The following is a 20,283-nucleotide window of genomic DNA, read 5'->3' as shown; positions in this document are numbered from 1 at the left end:
CCACCGTCGCCGCCCCGGCGGGCCCCGGGCATCGCGCCGGGGAGCGGTCCGCAGGGATCAAAAGGTGTGCCCCGCGGTCAACCCTTTGGTTGATGCCGCAGGTGAGGAGGGCGCCTAGCCTGGAAGGGCCGTGACCGAAGAAGCCGTGACCGCTCACTCCCTCACCCCCGTCCTGCGGGTCCTGCGCAGCTGCCTGCATCTGATGGTGGCCGCGCTGCTCGCGCTCGCCGCCGTACGCGCCCTCGCCGAGCGTGCCCCGGACGCCCCGGCCGTGCTCGCCACCGCCGCGGCGGTGTTCGCCGTGTACGCCATCGGCCCCAGACTGCCCCGCCTGCGCAGCTCCACCGGCGCCGCCGCCCTCTGGCTCGCCGCCGTGGCCCTGCTCTGGACGGTGCTGCTCGCGCTCACCCCGGACGGCGTCTGGCTGGCCTTCCCGCTGTTCTTCGTCCAGTTGCATCTGCTGCCGCTGCGCTGGGCGCTGCCCGCCGTCACGGCCACCACCGTGCTCGCCATCGCGGGATTCGGTCTGCACACCCACGCCCTCGGCGTCGGCACGGTGCTCGGCCCCGCCCTGGGCGCCGCCGTCGCGGTCGCCGTCGTCCTCGGCTACGAGGCCCTCTACCGGGAGAGCGAACAGCGCCGCCGGCTCATCGAGGAGCTCACCGCGGCCCGCAGCGAACTGGCCGCCGCGGAACACGCCGCCGGAGTGCTCGCCGAACGCGCGCGGCTGGCCCGCGAGATCCACGACACCCTCGCCCAGGGCCTGTCCAGCATCCAGCTGCTGCTGCGGGCCGCCGAGCGCGCCCTGCCGCAGCGGCCCGGCACCGCCCTGGGCCATGTCCGGCAGGCCCGCACCGCCGCCGTCGGCAACCTCGCCGAGGCGCGCCGCTTCGTCTCCGCGCTGAGCCCGCCCGACCTGGCGGCCGGATCACTGCCCGCCGCCCTGGAACGGCTGTGCGCCACCACGGCCCATACCTCCGCTCTCACCGTGCACTGCCAGGTCTCCGGCGCGCCCACCGCGCTCCCCACCACGCACGAGGTCGCCCTGCTGCGCATCGCACAGTCCGCGCTCGCCAACACCGTCCGGCACGCCGGCGCCGGCCGGGCCGAGCTGACCCTCAGCTACATGGACACCGAGGTCGCGCTGGACGTCGTCGACGACGGCGCGGGATTCGTCCCCGCCGAGGTCCCCCCGCCCGGCACCGCGGCGGTCCCCGGCACCGGCTTCGGCCTCGCCGCGATGCGCGCACGGGCCCGCGCCCTCCAGGGCACCCTCGTCGTCGAGTCCGCCCCCGGAGAGGGCACCGCGGTCGCCGTCACCCTGCCCTGCCCCGCCGGCCCGTCCGCCCCCGCCGCCTCGCCCGTCGCCACCCCGGAGGCCGCCACATGACCGCGAGGGACTCTTTCGCGCCCCCGGCTTCCCCGCGCCCGGCTTCCCCGCCCCCGGCTCCGTTCGAGGACGGGGACCCCCACGACCAGGGAGGCGCCCCCGTCGTCCGGCTGCTGCTCGCCGACGACCACCCCGTCGTACGCGCCGGACTGCGGGCCGTCCTGGAGACCGAACCGGACTTCGAGATCGTCGCCGACGTCCCCACCGCCGAGCAGGCCGTCGACCTCGCCGAGCGGCTCGGAGCCGACGTGGTGCTCATGGACCTCCAGTTCGGCGGCCGGATGCTCGGCTCCCAGGCCACCGCGGCGATCACCGCCCGCCCCGGCGCCCCGCGCGTCCTCGTCCTGACCACGTACGACACCGACGCCGACATCCTCGCCGCCATCGAGGCCGGCGCCACCGGCTACCTCCTCAAGGACGCCCCGCCGGAGGAGCTGGCCGCCGCGGTACGCACCGCCGCCGCCGGGAAGTCCGCGCTCGCGCCCACCGTCGCGCTGCGCCTCATGGACCGGATGCGCGCCCCCGCCACCGCACTCTCCCGCCGGGAGACCGAGGTCCTCCAGCTCGTGGCCGACGGCCTGTCGAACGCGGCGATCAGCAAACGGCTCTTCCTCAGCCAGGCGACCGTCAAGTCCCACCTCGTCCACATCTACTCCAAGCTCGGCGTGGACTCCCGTACCTCCGCGGTCGCGGCCGCCGGCGCACAGGGCCTGATCCGCCGCTGACGGCCGTGCGCCGGGCGGTTCCCGCACCCGCCCGGGGTCCACGGACCGGCACTGTCGGTGCCGGGTGCGAGAATCATGGACAGCAGGACCGAACGACAGCACCACCGCTCGCGATGATCGACGATCAGGGAGACCCACCCATGGCACCCGCCATCCCAGCCTCGATGGACCGGCCGCACTTCATCGGCATCGGCGGAGCCGGTATGTCGGGCATCGCCAAGATCCTCGCGCAGCGCGGCGCCCAGGTGGCGGGCAGCGACGCGAAGGACTCCGAGACCGCCCAGGCTCTGCGTGCCCTCGGCGTCACGGTCCACCTCGGCCACGCCGCCGGACATCTCGCCGAGGACGCCACCGGCGTCGTGGTCTCCTCCGCGATCCGCCCGGACAACCCCGAGCTGGCCGCCGCCCACGAACGCGGCATCCCGGTGGTCCACCGCTCCGACGCGCTCGCCTCCCTCATGGACGGCCTGCGCCCCATCGCCGTCGCCGGCACCCACGGCAAGACGACGACGACCTCCATGCTCGCCGTCTCCCTCGGTGCCCTCGGCCTCAAGCCGTCCTACGCCATCGGCGGCGACCTCGACGCCCCGGGCTCCAACGCCGAGCACGGCGCCGGCGAGATCTTCGTCGCCGAGGCCGACGAAAGCGACCGCAGCTTCCACAAGTACGCCCCCGAGGTCGCCATCGTCCTCAACGTCGAGCTGGACCACCACGCCAACTACGCCTCGATGGACGAGATCTACGAGTCGTTCGAGACCTTCGTCGGCCGCATCCGCCCCGGCGGCACCCTGGTCATCGCCGCCGACCACCCCGGCGCCCGCGAGCTGACCGCCAAGATCGCCGGCCGTTACGACATCGAGGTCATCACCTACGGCGAGTCCCCGGACGCCGACGTCCGCATCCTCAAGGTCAACCCCCGCGGCCTGACCAGCGATGTCACGGTCACCCTCACCAGCGGCAAGATCCTCACCTTCACGGTCTCCGTCCCCGGCCGGCACTACGCCCACAACGCCGTCGCCGCCCTCGCCGCCGGCGTCGCCCTGGACCTGCCGCCGCACAACCTGGCCTCCGCGCTCGGCAAGTACACCGGCGTCAAGCGCCGCCTCCAGCTCAAGGGCGAGGCGGCCGGGGTGCAGGTCATCGACTCCTACGCCCACCACCCCACGGAGATGACCGCCGACCTGGAAGCCATCCGCGGTGCGGCCGAGGGCTCCCGGGTACTGGTCGTCTTCCAGCCGCACCTCTTCTCCCGCACCCAGGAGCTGGGCACCGAGATGGGACAGGCGCTCGCCCTCGCCGACGCCTCCGTCGTCCTGGACATCTACCCGGCCCGCGAGGACCCGATCCCGGGCGTCACCAGCGCCCTGATCGTCGATGCCGCGCGCACCGCCGGCGCCGATGTCACCCCCGAGACCGACCAGGCCGCCGTCCCGGACCTCATCGCCGGAATGGCGAAGCCCGGTGACCTTGTTCTCACCATGGGCGCGGGCGATGTGACCGACCTCGGCCCCGCCATCCTGTCCCGCCTGGGCAGCTGAGCTGAGGAGGACCCCAGATGCCGTACGAGATCGACAAGCCCGACGAGCAGTGGCGCGCCGAGCTGACCCCCGCGGAGTACCAGGTACTGCGCGAGGCCGGCACCGAGCCCGCCTTCGTCGGTGAGTACACCGACACCAAGACCGAGGGCATCTACTCCTGCCGCGCCTGCGACGCCGAGCTGTTCCGCTCCGGCACCAAGTTCGCGAGCCACTGCGGCTGGCCGTCCTTCTACGACCCCAAGGACTCCGACGCCGTCGAGCTCATCGAGGACCGCGGCCACGGCATGGTCCGCACGGAGGTCCGCTGCGCCCGCTGCGGCTCCCACCTCGGCCATGTCTTCGAGGGCGAGGGCTACCCGACACCCACCGACCAGCGGTACTGCATCAACTCGATCTCGCTGCGATTGCTGCCGGACGGGGCGTGAGCGGCGGTTCGGCAACCTCCGGCAGCCGGCGATCCCGCCCGAGGCTCACGGTTCACGATGGCTGTTGGGTGACGTCTGCCATGCGGTGTCGTGGACATAGGTGGCGGCGAACTCGGCGAGGCGGTCGAGGACGGCGGTGAGCGCCTCAGCGGCGTAGTGGTGCGGCGGCCAGCAGGCGCGCAGTTGCAGGCGCAGGGTGGTTGGCCCGGCGGTGTCGATCAGCAGGGGATGGCCGCCGAACCGGGGCAGGTCGGTGACGACGCCGACGCCGAAGCCGCTGGCCGCAAGCGCCTCGCACATCCGGGCGTTGCTGCTTTCCGTCACGTGCGTGTAGGTCAGGCCCGCCGTGGACACGGCCTCGTCGAGGACAGCTCGCGCCGGGTGTTCCCGGGTCAGCAGCAGCAGCTTTTCGGTGACCAGCTCGGCGATGGTGATGGTGCGTCGGCCGTGGGTGGCCCACCGGTGGGTGGGGGCGACGTAGGCGCGCAGGGGAACGTCGGTCAGTGGGCGCCATGCCAGCATCGGATCGTACGCCGGTCCCGCGGCGATGCCGAGATCGGCCTGTTCGCGCACGGTGGTCTGGATCTGGTCCGCGGGTACTTCGCGCACCGAGAGGAACGGATCGTCGCGGGTGAGGGTCGCGACGAACGGCGCGAGCACCTCGTTGATGGTGGTCTGGGCGGCGGCCACGACGACGTGGGACAGCCCGCCGCGCGCCATGTGCTGCGCCACGGAGTCGATCCGGTCGGCTCGGGAGACCAGGTCCTCGGCGACCGCGACGAACTGCCGCCCCGCGCTCGTCAGCCGGAGTCGCGGCCCGATCCGGTCGAACAGAGCGAGTCCCAGCTCGGTCTCCAGATGGCGCAGCTGCCGGGACACCGCCGGCTGCGCGACATGCAGCCGCTCCGCCGCCCCGGTGACGGTGCCGGACTGGACGACCGCGAGGAAGTAGCGAAAGCGCCTGATTCCCATCCGCCCATTATGCCGAACCGGCATGGAGATAGGGAAACAATCAGTATTGGACAGCATGGTTCGGGTTCGCGACGCTGAGGTATCCCCCCACTCGCCCTCCGGACGCAGGAGATCCGCACCCATGAGCGCATCGATTCAGCCCCCCCTCGAAAACCCGGCCACGCCCGAAAACTGGCTCGAACCGCCGGCCAACCGCTGGGCGTTCAATCATGTGGAGCAACTGCTCGGCACTGCGGTGATCCCGCGCGGCGGGGCCGGCCACCGTCGGTTCGCCGTGGCCGGGGCGGAGCTGGAGGAGACGGTGATCGCGACCGCCGAAGGCTCCTCGACGGTGGCCGAGTTCCTGGCGCGGACGGCGACCGACGCGCTCGTCGTGCTGCGCGGCGAACAGATGGTGTTCGAGCGCTACTACGGCGAGGCGGCGCCGGACCGTCGGCACGCGCTGATGTCGATCTCCAAGTCGGTCGCCGGCATGGCCGCGGGATGTCTGGTGGCCGACGGGATGCTGGATGTGTCGGCCACGGTGGAGACATACGTCCCGGAACTCGCGTCGTCGGCATATGGGAAGGCGACGGTGCGCGAGGTGCTGGACATGACCGCGGCGCTGCATTTTCGCCAGGATTACGACGATCCGCAGTCGCAGGTGCAGACCGGGGACCGGGCAGCGGGCTGGCGGCCCAGGCACGACGGGGACCCGGACGGCGTGCGTGCCTTTCTGACCGGCCTGGAGCCCGACGGCCCGCACGGGCAGCGCTTCCAGTACTGCTCGGCGACCACCGACGTGCTCGCCTGGGTGTTGGAGCGCGCCGCGGGGCAGCCCTATCCGGACGTGATCGGCGAACGGGTCTGGTCCCGTATCGGTGCCGAGCACGACGCCGTGGTCACCTTGGATCCGGCGGGCGCCCCGTACGCCTGCGCCGGAATCAGCGCCACCGCCCGCGATCTCGCCCGGTTCGGTCGGTGCGTGCTGGACGGCGGCGTGGCCGACGGCCATCGGGTCATTCCCGAGGAGTGGATCCACGCCACGCGCCGGGGTGGCCAGGAGGCGGTGCTGCCCGACCGCGACCTCGGGTCGATCCATCCGCACGGCACCTACTGCAACCAATGGTGGATCCCCGGCGACTCGGCGGGCACACTCTTCGGGATCGGCATCTTCGGCCAGTACCTCTGGCTCGACCCGGAACGAGACGTCGTCATCGTGAAGTTTTCCAGCCTCCCGCACCCCCGGGACGCCCGTGCCGAGCACGCCGCGGCGCTGGCCTCGATTGCCGCGGCCGTCGGGACCGGGCACGGCGCCCGGGAAGCACGATGAAGCGGCGCACGCCGTTCGCGCTGGAGCAGCGAACGATCGAACACATTCCGGCCGCGGAGCGGCACGGCAGGCCGTGGCACCAGCTCGCCCTGTGGTTCTCCACCAACGTGCAGATCAACACCCTGATCACCGGTGCGGTGACCATCGGGATGGGACTCGATCTGACCTGGGCGATCATCAGCATCGTGGTGGGGAACCTGGTCGGTGGGCTGTTCATGGCCTACCACTCCGCGCAGGGGCCCCAACTCGGTCTTCCACAGATGGTGCAGAGCCGCGCCCAGTTCGGCTTCTACGGCGCGGTGCTGCCCTCCGCCATGGTCGTGTTGATGTATCTCGGCTTCGCCGTCGAGGGCAGCCTCGTCGCCGGGCAGGCGATCGCGACCTGGGCCCATGTGCCCAAGATCGCAGGCATCGTGGTCTTCAACCTGGTGCTGCTGTTGATCCCCCTGGTGGGATACCGGCTGATCCACGCCGCCGGCCGGGTCGTCGCGGTGATCTCGGGCGTGGCGTTCCTCGCGTTGTTCGTATGGCTTGTCCCGCACCTGCCCAGCCACGCGCCCGGCGCGACCACGCACTCCGTCGGCGCCGTCGTCTCGGCGATGTCGGTGTGCGTCGCCTGGCAGGTCACCTGGGCTCCCTACGTGTCCGACTACTCCCGGTACCTGCCCGAGGACACGCCGACCAGGGTGACGTTCGCCTACACGTATCTCGGTTCGGCCGTGGGCGGCGCGGGCACGATGATCATCGGAGCCATGGCCGCGGCCGTCAACAGTGCCGCGGTGAACTCCGACGCGATCGGGTTCCTGGCCGGCCGCTTTCCGTCGGTCAGCGGGCTGCTGGTCGCGGCGCTGCTGCTCGGCTTGGTTCCGGCCGGCGCGGAGGGCCCGTACGGCGCCTTCCTCACCGTGCTCAGCGCGGTATCCGCGGACGGCCGGGTGCGCTCGACCGCTGCGGCACGGGCGATCTTCGTGACCTGCTTCGCGACGGTCGCGAGCGTGCTCGCCGCCCTGGCCAGCGGCAGCCTGCTGGCGACGTTCCAGAACATCACCCTGTTCGTGCTGGCTCTCCTGGTGCCGTGGTCCGCGATCAACCTCGTCGACTACTACGTCGTTCGCCGGGGCCACTACGACATTCCCGCGCTACTGACGAAGGACGGCCGCTACGGGACCTGCAACTGGTGGGCCGTGCTCATCTACCTCGTGTCGATCGGTGCCGAACTACTGTTCATCAACAGTGGCATGTACGTCGGCCCCATGGTGGGGCTCCTCGGTGGCGCCGACCTGTCCTGGCTCGTCGGGCTCGTCGTGGGCGGAGTGGGATATTACGTCTGCGCCAAGCTGATCCGGGACCGCCGGCCCATACCGGTTGCGCGCCTCTCGGAGCCGTCCGCCCTCCCCGGCCTGGCCGATCCGGTGCGTGGCGACCGCCACGCGTGACGCCGCGCCGATCGCCAAAACCCGTTCACACTCACAAGGAAAGCGATGGCCAGGGTGCGCCGGTAGCCGGCGCACCCTGGGGTCGCCGGGGTCGCGGCCGGGACCCCGTTCAACGGAGTTGCTGTTACCTGACCGGATTACTTACGACGCCTCGACGAGCTGGTGCCGGAGATGGTCGTAGGCCCAGGCGGCGAGGGTGGTCGGGGTGGTGGTCTGGACGGTGCGGCGTTGTTCGGGCACGAAGTTCTCGCGAAGGCCGGTTGACATGCCGAGCACGGCCTCGACCAATTGGTTGGTCATCCCGGCCTGGTGGAGCTGGGTGCGCATGGCGTTGTCGGTGATCCGTTCGACGCCGATCCGCCGACCGGTGGCGGCGGTAAGGATTTCGGCAACCTGTCGCCAGGTGAGGTCGGCGGGTCCATGAACTGCTTGCACGCAACGTCCGGACCAGGTGGGAGAAAGCAGTCGGGTGGCGGCCACCTCGGCAATGTCGCGAGGCGCCACCCAGGCCATGGGCTGGTCGAGTGGAAGGATCACCTGGAGGGTGCCCGCTCGTAAGGCATCGAGTTGAAGTTCGAGATTGGTGAAGAAGTAGCCGCAGCGGAGGTGGGTGACGTCGACGCCGATGTCATCCAAAGCGGTTTCGGTGTGTGCCAGGCCGTCGATCTCGCCGGCGCCGTGACGTTTCTCGGCGCCGACGCTGCTTTGGAAGACGACGCGGCCGATCCGGTTGCCGGTGACGGCGCGGACCACGCTGCGGGTGGCGCGGGCGTAGTCGGCGAGGGGATTCTCACTGCCGGTGGTTGGGTCCACCCAGAACAGTGCGTCGACGTCGTCGGTGGCGGCCACCACCGCATCGGCATCGTATTGGTCGACCGGCACGGCATCCACCTCGTCCTGGACGTCGGGAGCCAGTCGGTCGGGCTCGCGCAGCAAGACGCGTGGCCGGACCCCGGCGCGGACCAGCGTGGCGACGACGTGGCGGCCCACGTTGCCGGTCGGGGTAGTGACAGCGATCTGCATAGCTTCCTCTCATTCGGTGACTCGACTTCAGGCTAGGAACAGAGGCGGCCTGAATCTGTCCTCCTTTTCTGGACGGCTGAGAGCATGGACGTCGACCCGACGATCAGGACCTTGACCTTGCTGACTCTGCTGCAGTCGGGGGCGAGTGGACGGCAGCCGACCTGGCCGAGCGGCTCGGCACGAGCGTCCGCATCGGACGACGCGACGCCCAGCGGCTACCCCGGCTGGGGAACACCGTCGAGGCCCGCCCGGGACCGGGCAGCGCCTATCGGCTGAGTCCCGGGGCCAAGGTCCCGCCGCTGCTGTTCACCACCGACGAGACAGATCACCGCACTGGTCGCCGGGCTGCACCTGCTCCGCGCCTGGCTCCCCGGGGAGACGGTCTCATCGAGCGCTTTGCTCCAACTCGACCATGTCTTGCCCCGCTCTGCCGCCAAGCCTGCTCGGTGACGTCGGCATTCGCGCCCGGCGTCGTCGGTCAGTGCGACAAGTGCCGCGGGTCATCGGCTACGTCTGGCCGTCCTTCTACGACGCCAAGGACTCCGACGCCGTCGAGCTCATCGAGGACCGCGGCCACGGCATGGTCCGCACGGAGGTCCGCTGCGCCCGCTGCGGCTCCCACCTCGGCCATGTCTTCGAGGGCGAGGGCTACCCGACACCCACCGACCAGCGGTACTGCATCCACTCGATCTCGCTGCGATTGCTGCCGGACGGGGCGTGAGCGGCGGGACGGTGGCGGCCGGGCCTGGTCCGGCCGCGGTGGGAGGCCGTTCAGCTGCAGGTGATGAGGGGGCCGCCCCAGTCGGCGTGGTCGGAGTTGTTCCCGTTGCCGCCGTCAGTGACCACGAGCCGCAGCTCGGTGCCGCCGGTGAGGTCTGCGGTGAGGTGTTTCGCGGACTGGCCGACCGTCATCAGGCCGCTGTCGGCGACCTTCGTGCCGTCCCGGTAGATCTGGAAGACCACTGAACCGTTCGCGCCCACCTCGTCGTCGATGCCCACATCCACACTGAGGGTGGAGCAGGTGCCGCCGAGGGGGTAGGTGATCTCGCTGTCGGCGTGGGCCCCCAGGCCTTGGGAGTAGCCGGCGCCCCCGATGGTGAGGGGGCTTCCGTAGACGCTGTGATTCAGTCCCACCGGCCCCCAGCCGTTCCTGCTGGAGGACCACGGCCGGGCGCTCAGCGCGGTGGTGTGGGCGGTCGGCGGCTTGCCTTTGCCGCCCGGGGGCGCGGGCGTCGACGATGCTGCCGGCGACGAGTGCGGGGAGTGCGGGGAGTGCGGTGGCGTCGACGCCGCGGTGGGGGGTGCGGTCGGGGTGCCCGACGCCGAGCTGGAGGCGGTCGCCGAGCTGCGGGGAGAAGCCGTCGGCGGCTGATCCGGAGTGACGGCCGAAGGGGGACCCGACCGTCCGGGGCCGGTGGCCGAGGTGTCATGACGCGCCGGGCCGGCCAGGAGTCCGGCGGATATGGCAATGCCGGCCAGGACGGCCACGGCAACGGCGGGTATGACGATGCGTGCCCAGGAGACTCGGGACGGGCGCGCCCTGCGTGGTGCGGCGGGCGGGTTCAGCTCCACGGGGCGCACGGTGGCGGTGGGTTCGCCGTCTGTGGAGGACAACTGTCCGGTGCCGGAGGGGTCGGGGCCCTTCCCCGGGTGCTGGGCGGCCAGCCAGGAGGCGAAGTCGTCGCGCAGCTCGGTGTTCCGCGAACTCTGGTGCCAGGCGGCGGCGGTGTGGCGTACCGCCGCCAGCAAGCTGCCCCGCCATGCCGCATCGGGATCCTCTCCCGGGTCATGGGAGTGCAGGACGCCGGCGAGGGCTTCCGCCGCCAGATCGGCTGCGGCCTGGGAGGATCTGCAACAGGCGCGGGCGTGGGCCACTACGGCGGCGTAGTGCCGGCGGTGGAACTCATTGAGGGCTTCCTCGCCTGCCGCGGCGGCTGCGCCGTCCGCAGCCGGCGCGGCACCCGGTTCGGCCGCCGCCCGGTCGCCGACCCGGGCGGCCGCACGGATACGCCGGACCAGTTCGGTATCGGACGGTTCCGTCCCACCGGTTGTGTCGAATTGCTCGTGCATGAGTGGGCTACTGACCCTTCAACGTCCTGACGGTTCATAAACGTAACGCAAGGCGCGGACGGATCCGGTGGCCGGTCCGTCGTTGGCATCAGCCGGTGCGGAAGAGCGGAAGGGAGGAAGTGCGGAGGAACGGGCGTTGATGCGGGGTGATGTGATGGGGCATCCGTTCCCCGCACGGCCAACTGCCTTTCACGGTGGGCGCCGAAGGATGGTGCCAGGAGCCTGACCGGAGGCATGGTGAATCGGCTGCCGGCAAAGCCCGGCGGAACGCTCTCGCATGGTCCTCGGCCACGGCGCCGGCGTCACCCCATCACCACAATCCCCGTCACCACCAACCCCGCCCCCACGAGCCACCGGCCGCTGAATTCGGTGAGTTCCCTGCCGTCGACCACGGGGCCAGGGACGAGGAGGCGGGCGGTGAAGGTGGCGTTCGACGGGTCGAGGGTGAGGAGGGCCTCCTCGAAGTTGAGCCAGCGGTGGGTGAGCGGATACCACGCCTTGTAGACGGACTCCTTCGCGCTGAACAGCAGGCGGTCCCAGCAGACGTCGGGCTGGGTGACGGCCAGCCGCCGGAGCTGGGCGCGTTCCTCGGGGAGGGCGATGAGGCCGACCACCCCGGGGTCGTCCACGGGCAGATGGGGCTCGGCGTCCAGGCCGATGGTCCGTACGTCCGAGGAGCGGGCCACGGCGGCGGCGCGGTAGCCGGAGCAGTGCGTCATGGCGCCGACGATGCCGGCCGGCCACTGCGGTTCGCGGCCGGGGCCCGGGAGCAGCGGCGCGGGGGCGATGCCCAGCTCGGCCAGCGCGCTGCGGGCGCAGCCGCGTACGGTGCCGAACTCCTTCTGCCGCTTGGGCACCGCGGCGGACACCAGCGCCCACTCCTCGGGAAACATCTCGGACAGCGGGGCGTCGGCAAAGGCCTCGGCGGTCACGACCGGGGCCGGCAGAAGTTTGTCGATCATGCGGGGGTCCCGGTGGTTCCGGCGGCGACGGGGGCGGGTGCGGGCAGGATCCGGACCGGGCGGCCCGGTGCGCGGGAGCGGCGCTGCCACTCCCGCGGATAGCCGAGCGACACCTCCTGATGGGGTACGCCGTCGCAGATCAGCAGCCGCGGGATGTGGAGGTGGCCGTAGACCACGGTGGCGGCACGGAACCGTTGCGGCCAGTCGGCGGTCGCCTCCGTACCGCACCACAGCGCGAAATCCGGGTACCACAGGGGCCGGGTGGGCTCGCGCACCACCGGCCAGTGGTTGATGAGCACGGTGGGCAGTTCCTCCGGCAGGGCGGCGAGCCGGGCCTCGGTGGCGGCCACCCGGGCCCGGCACCACGCCTCCCGCGTCGGATACGGGTCGGGGTGCAGAAAGTATTCGTCGGTGCAGACGACTCCGGCCTCCTCCGCACGGGCGAGTGCCTCCTCCTTGGACGTCACCCCGGGCTGCCGGAAGGTGTAGTCGTAGAGGAGGAAGAGCGGTGCGATGACGGCCGGGCCGCCGGCGCCCTCCCAGACCGGATACGGGTCCTCGGGGGTGAGAACGCCCAACTCCCGGCAGATCTCCACCAGATGCTCGTAGCGTGCCACGCCGCGCAGCTGCACCGGGTCGTGGTCCGGTGTCCACAGCTCGTGATTGCCGGGCACCCATACGACCTTGGCGAACCGCTCGCTGAGCAGGGTGAGCGCCCAGCGGATGTCGGAGACGCATTCGCCGACGTCACCGGCGACCAGCAGCCAGTCGTCGTCGGACTCCGGCCTTAACGCCTCGACGATGTCACGGTTCTCCTGGTAGCGGACGTGCAGATCGCTGACGGCCACCAAGGTGCCGGATCCGGTGCCCCGCGGGGAAGCGGGCGCGGGAGTGGACGTGGATGTGGGGGCGGGGCCGGTGACGCCGGTCGTGAGGGTGCGGATCTCGTAGGTCACCCTCGAAGTAAAGACGGTGCGGGGAAAAGAGTGAAGAGCGGGCGGGGTGACGGTGCGCCACGTCACCGGCCTGGCGGCGGGGGAGCGGGCCGGTCGCCGGGCCCGGAGGGGGGAGCGCCGTCGCGGCGGATGCGGGTGGCCAGCCAGAGGTCGAAGCGGTCGTCGGGGTCGTCGAGACGGCGGCCGGTGAGGTCCATGACCTTGTCGAGGCGGTTGCGTACGGTGTGCCGGTGGACGCCGAGCCGCCGGCTGGTGGCGTCCCAGGCGCCGCCGGTCTCCAGCCAGGCCGCCAGGGCGGCGATCAGCTCCTCGCCGTGGTCGGCGAGATCGAGCGGGCTGAGCACGGTGTCGGCGTAGCCGTGCAGCGTCCGGCGGTCGCCCAGGTCGAGCAGCAGCCGGCTGGCCTGGCTCTGCCGGGCCTGCGAGGGCGCGCCGCCGGCCCGGCTGACGGCGAGCAGACCGGCGGCCTGGCGCAGGGACACCCGTACCGCCTCGGGGGCGGTGGCCGGGCCGATCCCGGCCGGGCAGTGCGGGGCGAAGCGGGCGAGCACCTCGTGGACGTCCAGCTCCTCGCCGACCACCGCCTCGATGACCGTGCCCGGCGCCTCGCCCACGACCCTGACCAGACCGCCGGGCACCGCCAGCGCCAGATCGGCGGCCATCTCCTGCGCGGCGCCGTCCGTCTGCTCGTCCGCCTGTCCGTCCGTCTGCCCGTCCGCCGCCCCGGTTCCGGATTCGGCGCGGCCGGTGGCCGTACGACCCGCCGTGGCGCCGCCCGCCTCCACCACGACACCGCGCACCCGCTCGGCCGTCAGCCCCGCCGAGCGCAGCATGTCCCGGGCCCGGTCGGCGGCCGGGTCCTCGTCGGCCAGCAGCTCCGACAACAGCGCCGACCTGCGGCGACGCTCCGGCTCATCGCGGAGGTGGCGGCGCTCCAGCTCCAGCGAGAGCAGCGAGACCAGGCCGGGGACGACCGAACGGGCGGCGTCGTCCGGGCGGCCGGTGAGCAGCAGCAGCCCGCGCAGCCGCCGCGCGCCCAGCGGCTGCACCTCCCACTGCTGACCCTCGGCCGTGCTGGAGGCGCTGCCACGCAGCCCGCGCGCGGCAACCCGTTCGAGCAGATCGTGCGCCTGTGGCGGCATGTTTCCGCGGCTCGCGCCCGCTCGTGGCGAGCAGCCGCCCGAGCGGGTCGAGCACCGCCGCGCCCACGCCCGTGGCCGCCGTCCACTCCGTCAGCATCGGCCGCAGCCCGTCACCGGTCGCCGCCGCCGTCAGCCGCCGCTGGGTCGCAAAGGCCCGGTGCAGCAGCGCGCGCTGCTCGTCGGCCCGCGTGTCGAAGACCGCCTTGGTGACGGCGATGAACGGCACCTCGTCCGGCACCGTCAGCAGCGGCAGACCGGCCTCCTCGGCCGCGGTCACCAGGGGCTCCGGCGCCTCCTGATACGGCAGCCCCCGGCCCAGCCCGAGCGCCAGACACGCCGCGCCGCCCTCGGCCGCGTCCCGGACGTACGCGCGGCAGGCGGCCGGCTCCATCGGCAGCAACAGCCCGATGGTCATGAGGAGTTCACCGCCCTGCAGCCACTTGCCCGGCGTCGGCAGATCCGAGACGGTGGCCGCTTCGACCGTACGGGCCAGCAGCTCCGGCGGTACGTCGTAGGTCACCGACAGCCGGAGATCGGGCCGGGCCAGCAGGTCGGAGATATGCAGGGGCATGGACACAGTGTCCATCACCTGTCCATGGGGTGGACGATCGGGCGAGCGGGACGGGTGGTGGCCGTGGGCGGGGCCGTTGCGGGCGCCGTCCGGAGGCGGACCGTGGCGGGTGGTGGCCGATGCGGGCGGCGGCCCGACGTCGCGTCGGCCGCGCCGTCGGCCGCGCTACGGCCCGAGCACCACCGCCGACTCCGGCGGCAGCCGCAGCACTCCGTCCGCACCGGGCAGCCGGGCCCCGGGCCAGCCCGCCAGCGCCCGCAGCGCCGCCCCGCCGCCTGTGCCGTTCCCGCCTGTGCCGTTCCCGTCCGTGCCGTTCCCGTCCGTGCCGTTCGGGTCCGCGTCGTCCCTGTCCGGGCCGTCGCCGCCGACCGGGATGGCGGCCGTGGTGTCCCGCGCGAGATTCACCGCCACCCGTAGCGCGCCGCGCCGCAGCAGGAGCCAGCGGGCCGCCTCGTCGTAGCGCACGGCGGTGTGACGCGGATCAGGGTCGGTCAGCGGCGGCAGTTCATGGCGCAGCGTCAGCAGCGCACGGTGCCAGGCCAGCAGCGCGGTATGCGGCTCCACGGCGGGTTCGCTCCAGTCCAGCACGCAGCGGTCCCGGGTCGCCGGGTCCTGCGGATCCGGCCAGTCGTCGGCGTGGCCGGCCCACTCGTGCGCGGCGAACTCGCGACGCCGCCCGGCCCGTACCGCCTCCGCCAGCTCCGGATCCGTGTGCGCGGTGAAGTACTGCCACGGGGTCCTCGCGCCCCACTCCTCGCCCATGAACAGCATCGGTGTGAACGGGGAGCACAGCACCAGCGTGGCGGCGCAGGCCAGCAGCCCGGGGGAGAGCCCGGCGGCGAGGCGGTCGCCGAGCGCACGGTTGCCGATCTGATCGTGCGTCTGGGCGTAGGCCAGCAGCCGGTACGCGGGCGTCACCCGCAGGTCGAGCGGTGCGCCGTGCCGCTCGCCGCGGAAGCTGGAACGGCCCCCGTCGTGGAAGAAGCCACCGGTCAGCGTTTTGGCGAGGGCGGCGAGCGGGGCGCGGGCGAAGTCGGCGTAGTAGCCCTGGGATTCTCCGGTGAGCGCGGTGTGCAGGGCATGGTGGAAATCGTCGTTCCACTGGGCGTGCAGACCGTGTCCGCCGTCGGCCCGCGGCGCGGTGGTGCGCGGATCGTTGAGATCGGACTCGGCGACCAGGAACAGCGGGCGCCGCAGCTGCTCCGCCAGCGCGTCGACGGCGGCGGACAGTTCGGCCAGGAAATGCGGGCTGCCGTCGTCGTGCAGCGCATGGACGGCGTCCAGCCGCAGCCCGTCGAGCCGGTAGTCCCGCAGCCAGGAGAGCGCGCAGCCGACGAGATAGCCGCGCACCTCGTCACTGCCGGGGGCGTCGAGATTGACCGCGGCGCCCCACGGCGTGTGATGGGTGTCGGTGAAGTACGGCCCGAACTGCGGGAGATGGTTGCCGGACGGGCCGAGGTGGTTGTGCACCACATCGAGCACGACCCCCAGCCCGTGACCGTGCGCGGCGTCCACGAACCGCTTGAGCCCGTCCGGACCGCCGTACGGTTCGTGCACCGCCCAGGGCGCGACCCCGTCGTAGCCCCACCCGTGGCTGCCGGGGAAGGGGCAGACCGGCATCAGGGAGATGTGGGTGATGCCCAGGGCTGCCAGGTGCTGCAGCCGCGCCGCGGCGGCGTCGAAGGTCCCCTCGCGGGTGTAGGTGCCGAGGTGCAGTTCGTAGAGGACCGCGCCGGGCAGCGGGCGGCCGGACCAGGGGTGCCGCCACCCGAACCTGTCGTGCTCGACGACCGCGCCGGGCCCGCCGGGGCCGTCCGGCAGCCGCACGGCACGCGGATCGGGCAGCGGCGGCCCGCCGTCGAGCCGGAAACCGTAACGGTCCCCGTCACGGGCCGGCGCCTCGGTACGCCACCAGCCCGGCCGCCCCTCCGCGCGCTCCATCGGGACGTCCGGTTCACCGGCCCGGCCCCCCGCCCACCGGAGAGCGACCCGCCCGGCCTTCGGCGCCCACACCTCGAACAGCACGGCCGTCCTCCTTCGTTCGGTCCCGGTCCCTGACGAAGAAAGCATGCTGCCGCCCCGCCCGACAGCCCGACGTGGCGGCACGGGCCGACATCGCGCCATTCCGCTGGGCCGTTCCGGCGAGCGACGCCCGCCCGCACCGTCCCGGGCGCACACCTCGCCTGGACAGCGGCTCGCGGCCGCCGGAGAATCCCGGTATGACTTCGCTCGAGTTCCCTGCGCGCCCGGCGCGCCCGTCGGACGCCGACCGGGAACGCGCTCTCGACCTGCTGCGCGACGGTGCGGCGCAGGGACGGCTGTCCCAGGACACCTTCCTGCGGCGTCTGGAACTCGTCCTCACCGCCGAGCAGCAGTCCGAACTCGACCTGGTCACCGCCGACTTGGCCAGCAGCGGCAAGGTCCAGGGCGTCATGCTGCGGATGGTGGGCCGGGCGTCGGCGTTCCACCTCCGGGTACGCCGCGCATGGCGTATGGAGCGGCTGCCGAAGCTTCTGCTGCCGGAGCCGGGGCCGCTGCCGCTGCTCATAGGGCGGGCGCCCGGCGTCGGCCTGCGCCTCAACCACGAAACGGTCTCCCGCGCCCACGCCGAACTCCGCAGCGCGGGCAAGGGCTGGCTGCTGCGCGACCTCGGCTCCACCAACGGCACCTGCGTCAACGGCCGCCGCGTGGTGGGCGAGGTAACGGTCGGCCCCGGGGACCACATCACCTTCGGCCGGGTGGATTACGTCCTGACGGAGCGCTGAGCGGCGACGGTCCCCGTCCGCACCCAGCACAGCTCGACCGCCGTCCGGATGGCCTCGGCGGGCGTCGGCGTACTGCTGACCGCGTCCCATGAACTCGCCGGCCTGGACTGTGCTTCGGTGTCCACCGACCCGCCCTGGCACCGTGACATCACCGTCTTCTCACGGGTGGGGCTGACCGGCGCGGCGGCGGAGTTCACCGAATTGCTGCGCGGGTCGACGAACACGGGTGAGGCAACCGGGAATTGACGCTTCCTGCCTTCCTCCCTCCGCCTCCTCCCCCTCCCTCCTGCTCCTCCGTACCTCCCTCCCTCCTGCTCCTACCTCCCTCGCTCCCTCGCTCACTCACTTACTCACTCACCCACGAACAACGCCACCGGCGACACCGACAGCAGCTCGCTCAGTCCCACCGCCGCGCCGCCCGGCAGTTCGCGGCCGGTCAGCAGCTCCCGCCAGGGGCCGCCCGGCGGGAGCCGCAGCAGGGTGTCCCACCAGCCGCCGGTCTCCACCAGGCGCAGCGACAGGCGGGTCACCACCGTCAGCACCCGGCCGCTGCGGCAGAACGCCACACAGTGCTCGGCCGCCGGGCCCTCCGCGTACACCGGCTCGTACGTCGCCGTGGCGCCGAACCAGTGGGGACGGTCGCGCCGCAGCCGCAGCGCCGTGGTGGTCAGCCGGAGCTTTTCGGCGGACAGGCCGTGCGGCGCGCCGCCCCCGTCCAGCTCCGCGAGCAGCTCCGGCCGGAAGCGGGGCGGCCTTCTGTTGTCCGGGTCGACCAGCGCCGCGTAGGCGAGTTCGGTGCCCTGATAGAGGTCGGGGACGCCCGGCATGGTGAGGTGCAGCAGCGCGGCGCCCAGCACATTGGCGCGGATGAACGGCGCGAGTTCCTCGTCCAGCGCGGCCAGCGGGGCGGCCGTGGGACCACAGGGCCCCGTGCGGACGAACTCCTCGACCGCCTCCTCGTAGCCCGCGTTCCGCTCCGTCCACGAGGTACGCAGCCCGGCCTCCCGTACGGACTTGAGGACCGCGGGTGCCACGCGTTCCGCCGCGCCACCGTCACCGGGCGCGCCCAGGCCGAACGCGGTCTGCCAGGCCAGCCACGACACCATGGGATCCGCCGGACCGGCCCCGTCGATCCCGCCGGCCCCGACGTCGCACACCGCCTTGTCGGCCATCGCGCCCAGTACGTCCCGCCAGCGGTCCGGGCACTCCGACAGCACCGCGATCCGCGCCCGTACATCGGCGCTGCGCTTGGTGTCGTGTGTGGAGAGCACCGTTGCGGAGACCGGCCGGTCCCGCTGCACGCGGGCGCAGTGCGCATGGAACGCCTCCGGGGGGAGCGCCGGTTCCCCGGGGGCACCGCCGACCTCGCAGGCCGACAGCAGCACCGGATAGCGGTAGAAGGCGGTGTCCTCCACGGACTTGGCGTGCAGCGCGGACGCGGTCTGGGCGAACCGCGCGGCGAAGTCGGCGCAGTCCGTGCCGCCGTGGCCGGGTGCGTGGCCCGGGGCGTGGCCCGGTGCGTCCGTGTCCGGTGCGTCCGGCAGCCGGCCGAGCGCCAGATCGTGGACCAGATCCACCGCCCGTGCCTCCTCGGGCACCCGGAAGGCGGTACGCGCCCCGGCCGCCGCCGCGCCCAGCATCGCCGCGTCCGGTCCGGCCTGCCCGGGGTCCGTGGCGTACGGGCGGTAGACCGGCAGCCGCACCATCAGCTCACGGATGGCGTGGCGCAGCGCCCACGGCGCATGGTCACCCGGTCGGGGGACACATGCGCTGATACGGGCCGCGGTGCGCACCAGCCGCTCGACCTCCGCGGCCAGATCGTGGGTGATGACCTCGTACGCGGCCCGGCGTACCGTCTCCTCCCAGTCGCCGCCCTCGTCGGCCAGCGGGGTGACGAAGTCCCGGTAGTGGGAGAACAGCCGCCCGACGCCCTGCGGGCAGACGAAGAGACCGTCGATGCGCCGGAGGGCGTCATAGCCCGTGGTGCCCGCGCACGCCCAGCTCGCCGGCAGCTGTTCGTCACCGGTGAGGATCTTCTCGACCACCGTCCAGCGGCCACCGGTCTCCTCGTGCAGCCGGGCCAGATAGCCGGCGGGGTCCGCCAGACCGTCCGGGTGGTCGATGCGCAGTCCCTCGATGACGCCCTCGCGGATCAGCCGCAGCACCGTGCCGTGTGTCGCCCCGAAGACCTCGGGGTCCTCGGCACGGACCGCGATCAGCTCCGAAATGGTGAAGAAGCGGCGGTAGTTGAGCTCACTGCGGGCCAGCCGCCACCACGCGAGGCGGTACCACTGGGCCTCCAGGAGGCGCTTCAGCGGGAGCCCTTCCGTACCGGGGCGCAGTGGAAAGGCATGCTCCTGGTAGCGCAGTACCTCGCCCTCGACGCGGAAGTGCCGTGCCTCCTCGCCGAGCCGGCCGCCGAGCACCGGCAGCAGCAGCCGGCCACCGTGCCCGCCGTCCCAGTCGATGTCGAACCACCGCGCGTACGGCGACGCCGGGCCGTCCCGCAGCACCTGCCACAGCGGTTCGTTCAGCGACACCGGCTCGGGCACGGCCATATGGTTCGGCACGATGTCGACGACCAGCCCCAGGCCGTGCGACCGGGCCGTCGCCGACAGCGCCCGCAGCCCCGGTTCGCCGCCCAGCTCGGCCCGGACCGCCGCATGATCGACCACGTCATAGCCGTGGGTGGACCCCGGCACCGCCTCCAGCACCGGCGAGAGATGCAGATGGGAGATGCCGAGCGCGGCCAGATGCGGGACGGCCCGCTCGGCGGCGGCGAACGGGAAGTCCGGCTGGAGTTGCAGCCGGTAGGTGGCGGTCGGCGACGGACTCGATGGCTGCGTCATGGGAACACCCGTACCCCGCTGACGGCCCGTTGTGTCATCCCCGCCCGGCATTGGGGTTGTCGTTTCCTCCAAGGGGACGGGCCGCGAGGCCGTAGACCTTCGTACGTCCGGTGCGTTGGGTGCGTTGGGTGCGCGGGCCGGTGCCGG

General features: G+C 72.6%; 17 protein-coding genes and 1 pseudogene. 9 read left to right on the top strand and 9 right to left on the bottom strand.

Features of this window, described 5'->3' with window-relative positions:
• Nucleotides 1-130 precede the first annotated feature (130 nt).
• The 4 genes from ACWGJY_RS11615 (at nt 131) to msrB (ending at nt 4,078) form a co-directional block, all read left to right on the top strand.
• Nucleotides 131-1,390 (top strand): sensor histidine kinase, encoded by a 1,260-nt coding sequence (locus tag ACWGJY_RS11615; protein ID WP_453260588.1) that lies wholly within the window; start codon nt 131-133, stop codon nt 1,388-1,390.
• Complete coding sequence (locus ACWGJY_RS11610) at nt 1,387-2,115, top strand: response regulator (protein ID WP_453260587.1); 729 nt, start codon at nt 1,387-1,389, stop codon at nt 2,113-2,115. The genes ACWGJY_RS11615 and ACWGJY_RS11610 overlap by 4 nt, the downstream gene beginning before the upstream one ends.
• Nucleotides 2,116-2,255: 140 nt before the next feature.
• Complete coding sequence (gene murC / locus ACWGJY_RS11605) at nt 2,256-3,653, top strand: UDP-N-acetylmuramate--L-alanine ligase (protein ID WP_453260586.1); 1,398 nt, start codon at nt 2,256-2,258, stop codon at nt 3,651-3,653.
• A gap of 17 nt (nt 3,654-3,670) precedes the next feature.
• A complete protein-coding gene (gene msrB / locus ACWGJY_RS11600; RefSeq protein ID WP_453260585.1) occupies nt 3,671-4,078 on the top strand; it encodes a peptide-methionine (R)-S-oxide reductase MsrB in 408 nt (135 codons plus the stop codon).
• A 45-nt stretch (nt 4,079-4,123) separates the two neighbouring features.
• On the opposite strand, the gene ACWGJY_RS11595 is transcribed toward msrB, so the two are convergent.
• A complete protein-coding gene (locus tag ACWGJY_RS11595; RefSeq protein ID WP_453260584.1) occupies nt 4,124-5,050 on the bottom strand; it encodes a LysR family transcriptional regulator in 927 nt (308 codons plus the stop codon).
• 121 nt (nt 5,051-5,171) lie between these two features.
• Between ACWGJY_RS11595 and ACWGJY_RS11590 the strand changes: the two genes are divergently transcribed.
• Nucleotides 5,172-6,362 (top strand): serine hydrolase domain-containing protein, encoded by a 1,191-nt coding sequence (locus tag ACWGJY_RS11590; RefSeq protein ID WP_453260583.1) that lies wholly within the window; start codon nt 5,172-5,174, stop codon nt 6,360-6,362.
• A complete protein-coding gene (locus tag ACWGJY_RS11585; protein ID WP_453260582.1) occupies nt 6,359-7,798 on the top strand; it encodes a purine-cytosine permease family protein in 1,440 nt (479 codons plus the stop codon). The genes ACWGJY_RS11590 and ACWGJY_RS11585 overlap by 4 nt, the downstream gene beginning before the upstream one ends.
• Nucleotides 7,799-7,939: 141 nt before the next feature.
• On the opposite strand, the gene ACWGJY_RS11580 is transcribed toward ACWGJY_RS11585, so the two are convergent.
• Nucleotides 7,940-8,821, bottom strand: coding sequence for an NmrA family NAD(P)-binding protein (locus tag ACWGJY_RS11580; protein ID WP_453260581.1), 882 nt, complete (start codon nt 8,819-8,821; stop codon nt 7,940-7,942).
• Nucleotides 8,822-9,335: 514 nt separating this feature from the next.
• Here ACWGJY_RS11580 and ACWGJY_RS11575 point away from each other — a divergent pair.
• Nucleotides 9,336-9,542 (top strand): annotated as a pseudogene (locus ACWGJY_RS11575) (peptide-methionine (R)-S-oxide reductase); the annotation flags it as partial.
• Between the two features lie 50 nt (nt 9,543-9,592).
• Here the strand turns inward: ACWGJY_RS11575 and ACWGJY_RS11570 are convergent.
• The 6 genes from ACWGJY_RS11570 to treZ all read right to left on the bottom strand — a co-directional run bounded on the left by ACWGJY_RS11570 (nt 9,593) and on the right by treZ (nt 16,547).
• The gene (locus ACWGJY_RS11570) at nt 9,593-10,891 is read right to left on the bottom strand and encodes an NPCBM/NEW2 domain-containing protein (RefSeq protein WP_453260580.1); all 1,299 of its coding nucleotides are present in this window, start codon (nt 10,889-10,891) and stop codon (nt 9,593-9,595) included.
• Nucleotides 10,892-11,193: 302 nt separating this feature from the next.
• Complete coding sequence (locus ACWGJY_RS11565; protein ID WP_453260579.1) at nt 11,194-11,853, bottom strand: 4'-phosphopantetheinyl transferase family protein; 660 nt, start codon at nt 11,851-11,853, stop codon at nt 11,194-11,196.
• Nucleotides 11,850-12,809, bottom strand: a complete 960-nt coding sequence (locus tag ACWGJY_RS11560; RefSeq protein ID WP_453260578.1) for a metallophosphoesterase family protein — start codon at nt 12,807-12,809, stop codon at nt 11,850-11,852. Before ACWGJY_RS11560 ends, ACWGJY_RS11565 begins: the two co-directional genes overlap by 4 nt.
• Before the next feature lie 62 nt (nt 12,810-12,871).
• Nucleotides 12,872-13,471, bottom strand: coding sequence for a PucR family transcriptional regulator (locus ACWGJY_RS11555; protein WP_453260632.1), 600 nt, complete (start codon nt 13,469-13,471; stop codon nt 12,872-12,874).
• Nucleotides 13,472-13,721: 250 nt separating this feature from the next.
• Entirely contained in the window at nt 13,722-14,522 is an 801-nt protein-coding gene (locus ACWGJY_RS11550; RefSeq protein ID WP_453260577.1) for a PucR family transcriptional regulator ligand-binding domain-containing protein, read from the bottom strand.
• Nucleotides 14,523-14,687: 165 nt separating this feature from the next.
• Nucleotides 14,688-16,547 carry a malto-oligosyltrehalose trehalohydrolase gene (gene treZ / locus ACWGJY_RS11545; protein ID WP_453260576.1) on the bottom strand — a complete coding sequence of 620 codons (1,860 nt, stop codon included), beginning with the start codon at nt 16,545-16,547 and terminating at the stop codon, nt 14,688-14,690.
• Nucleotides 16,548-16,741: 194 nt separating this feature from the next.
• On the opposite strand from treZ, the gene ACWGJY_RS11540 reads away from it, so the two are divergent.
• Complete coding sequence (locus ACWGJY_RS11540; protein WP_453260575.1) at nt 16,742-17,287, top strand: FHA domain-containing protein; 546 nt, start codon at nt 16,742-16,744, stop codon at nt 17,285-17,287.
• Nucleotides 17,288-17,335: 48 nt separating this feature from the next.
• Nucleotides 17,336-17,533 (top strand): hypothetical protein, encoded by a 198-nt coding sequence (locus ACWGJY_RS11535; RefSeq protein WP_453260574.1) that lies wholly within the window; start codon nt 17,336-17,338, stop codon nt 17,531-17,533.
• A gap of 104 nt (nt 17,534-17,637) precedes the next feature.
• Here ACWGJY_RS11535 and treY read toward each other — a convergent pair whose 3' ends face one another.
• Nucleotides 17,638-20,136 (bottom strand): malto-oligosyltrehalose synthase, encoded by a 2,499-nt coding sequence (treY, locus tag ACWGJY_RS11530; RefSeq protein WP_453260573.1) that lies wholly within the window; start codon nt 20,134-20,136, stop codon nt 17,638-17,640.
• Nucleotides 20,137-20,283 lie beyond the last annotated feature (147 nt).

It is taken from the genome of Streptomyces sp. NPDC054765 (genome assembly GCF_053612065.1).
Note: the sequence above shows the minus strand (reverse complement) of the source record. Positions and strands in the feature narration are given on the sequence as shown.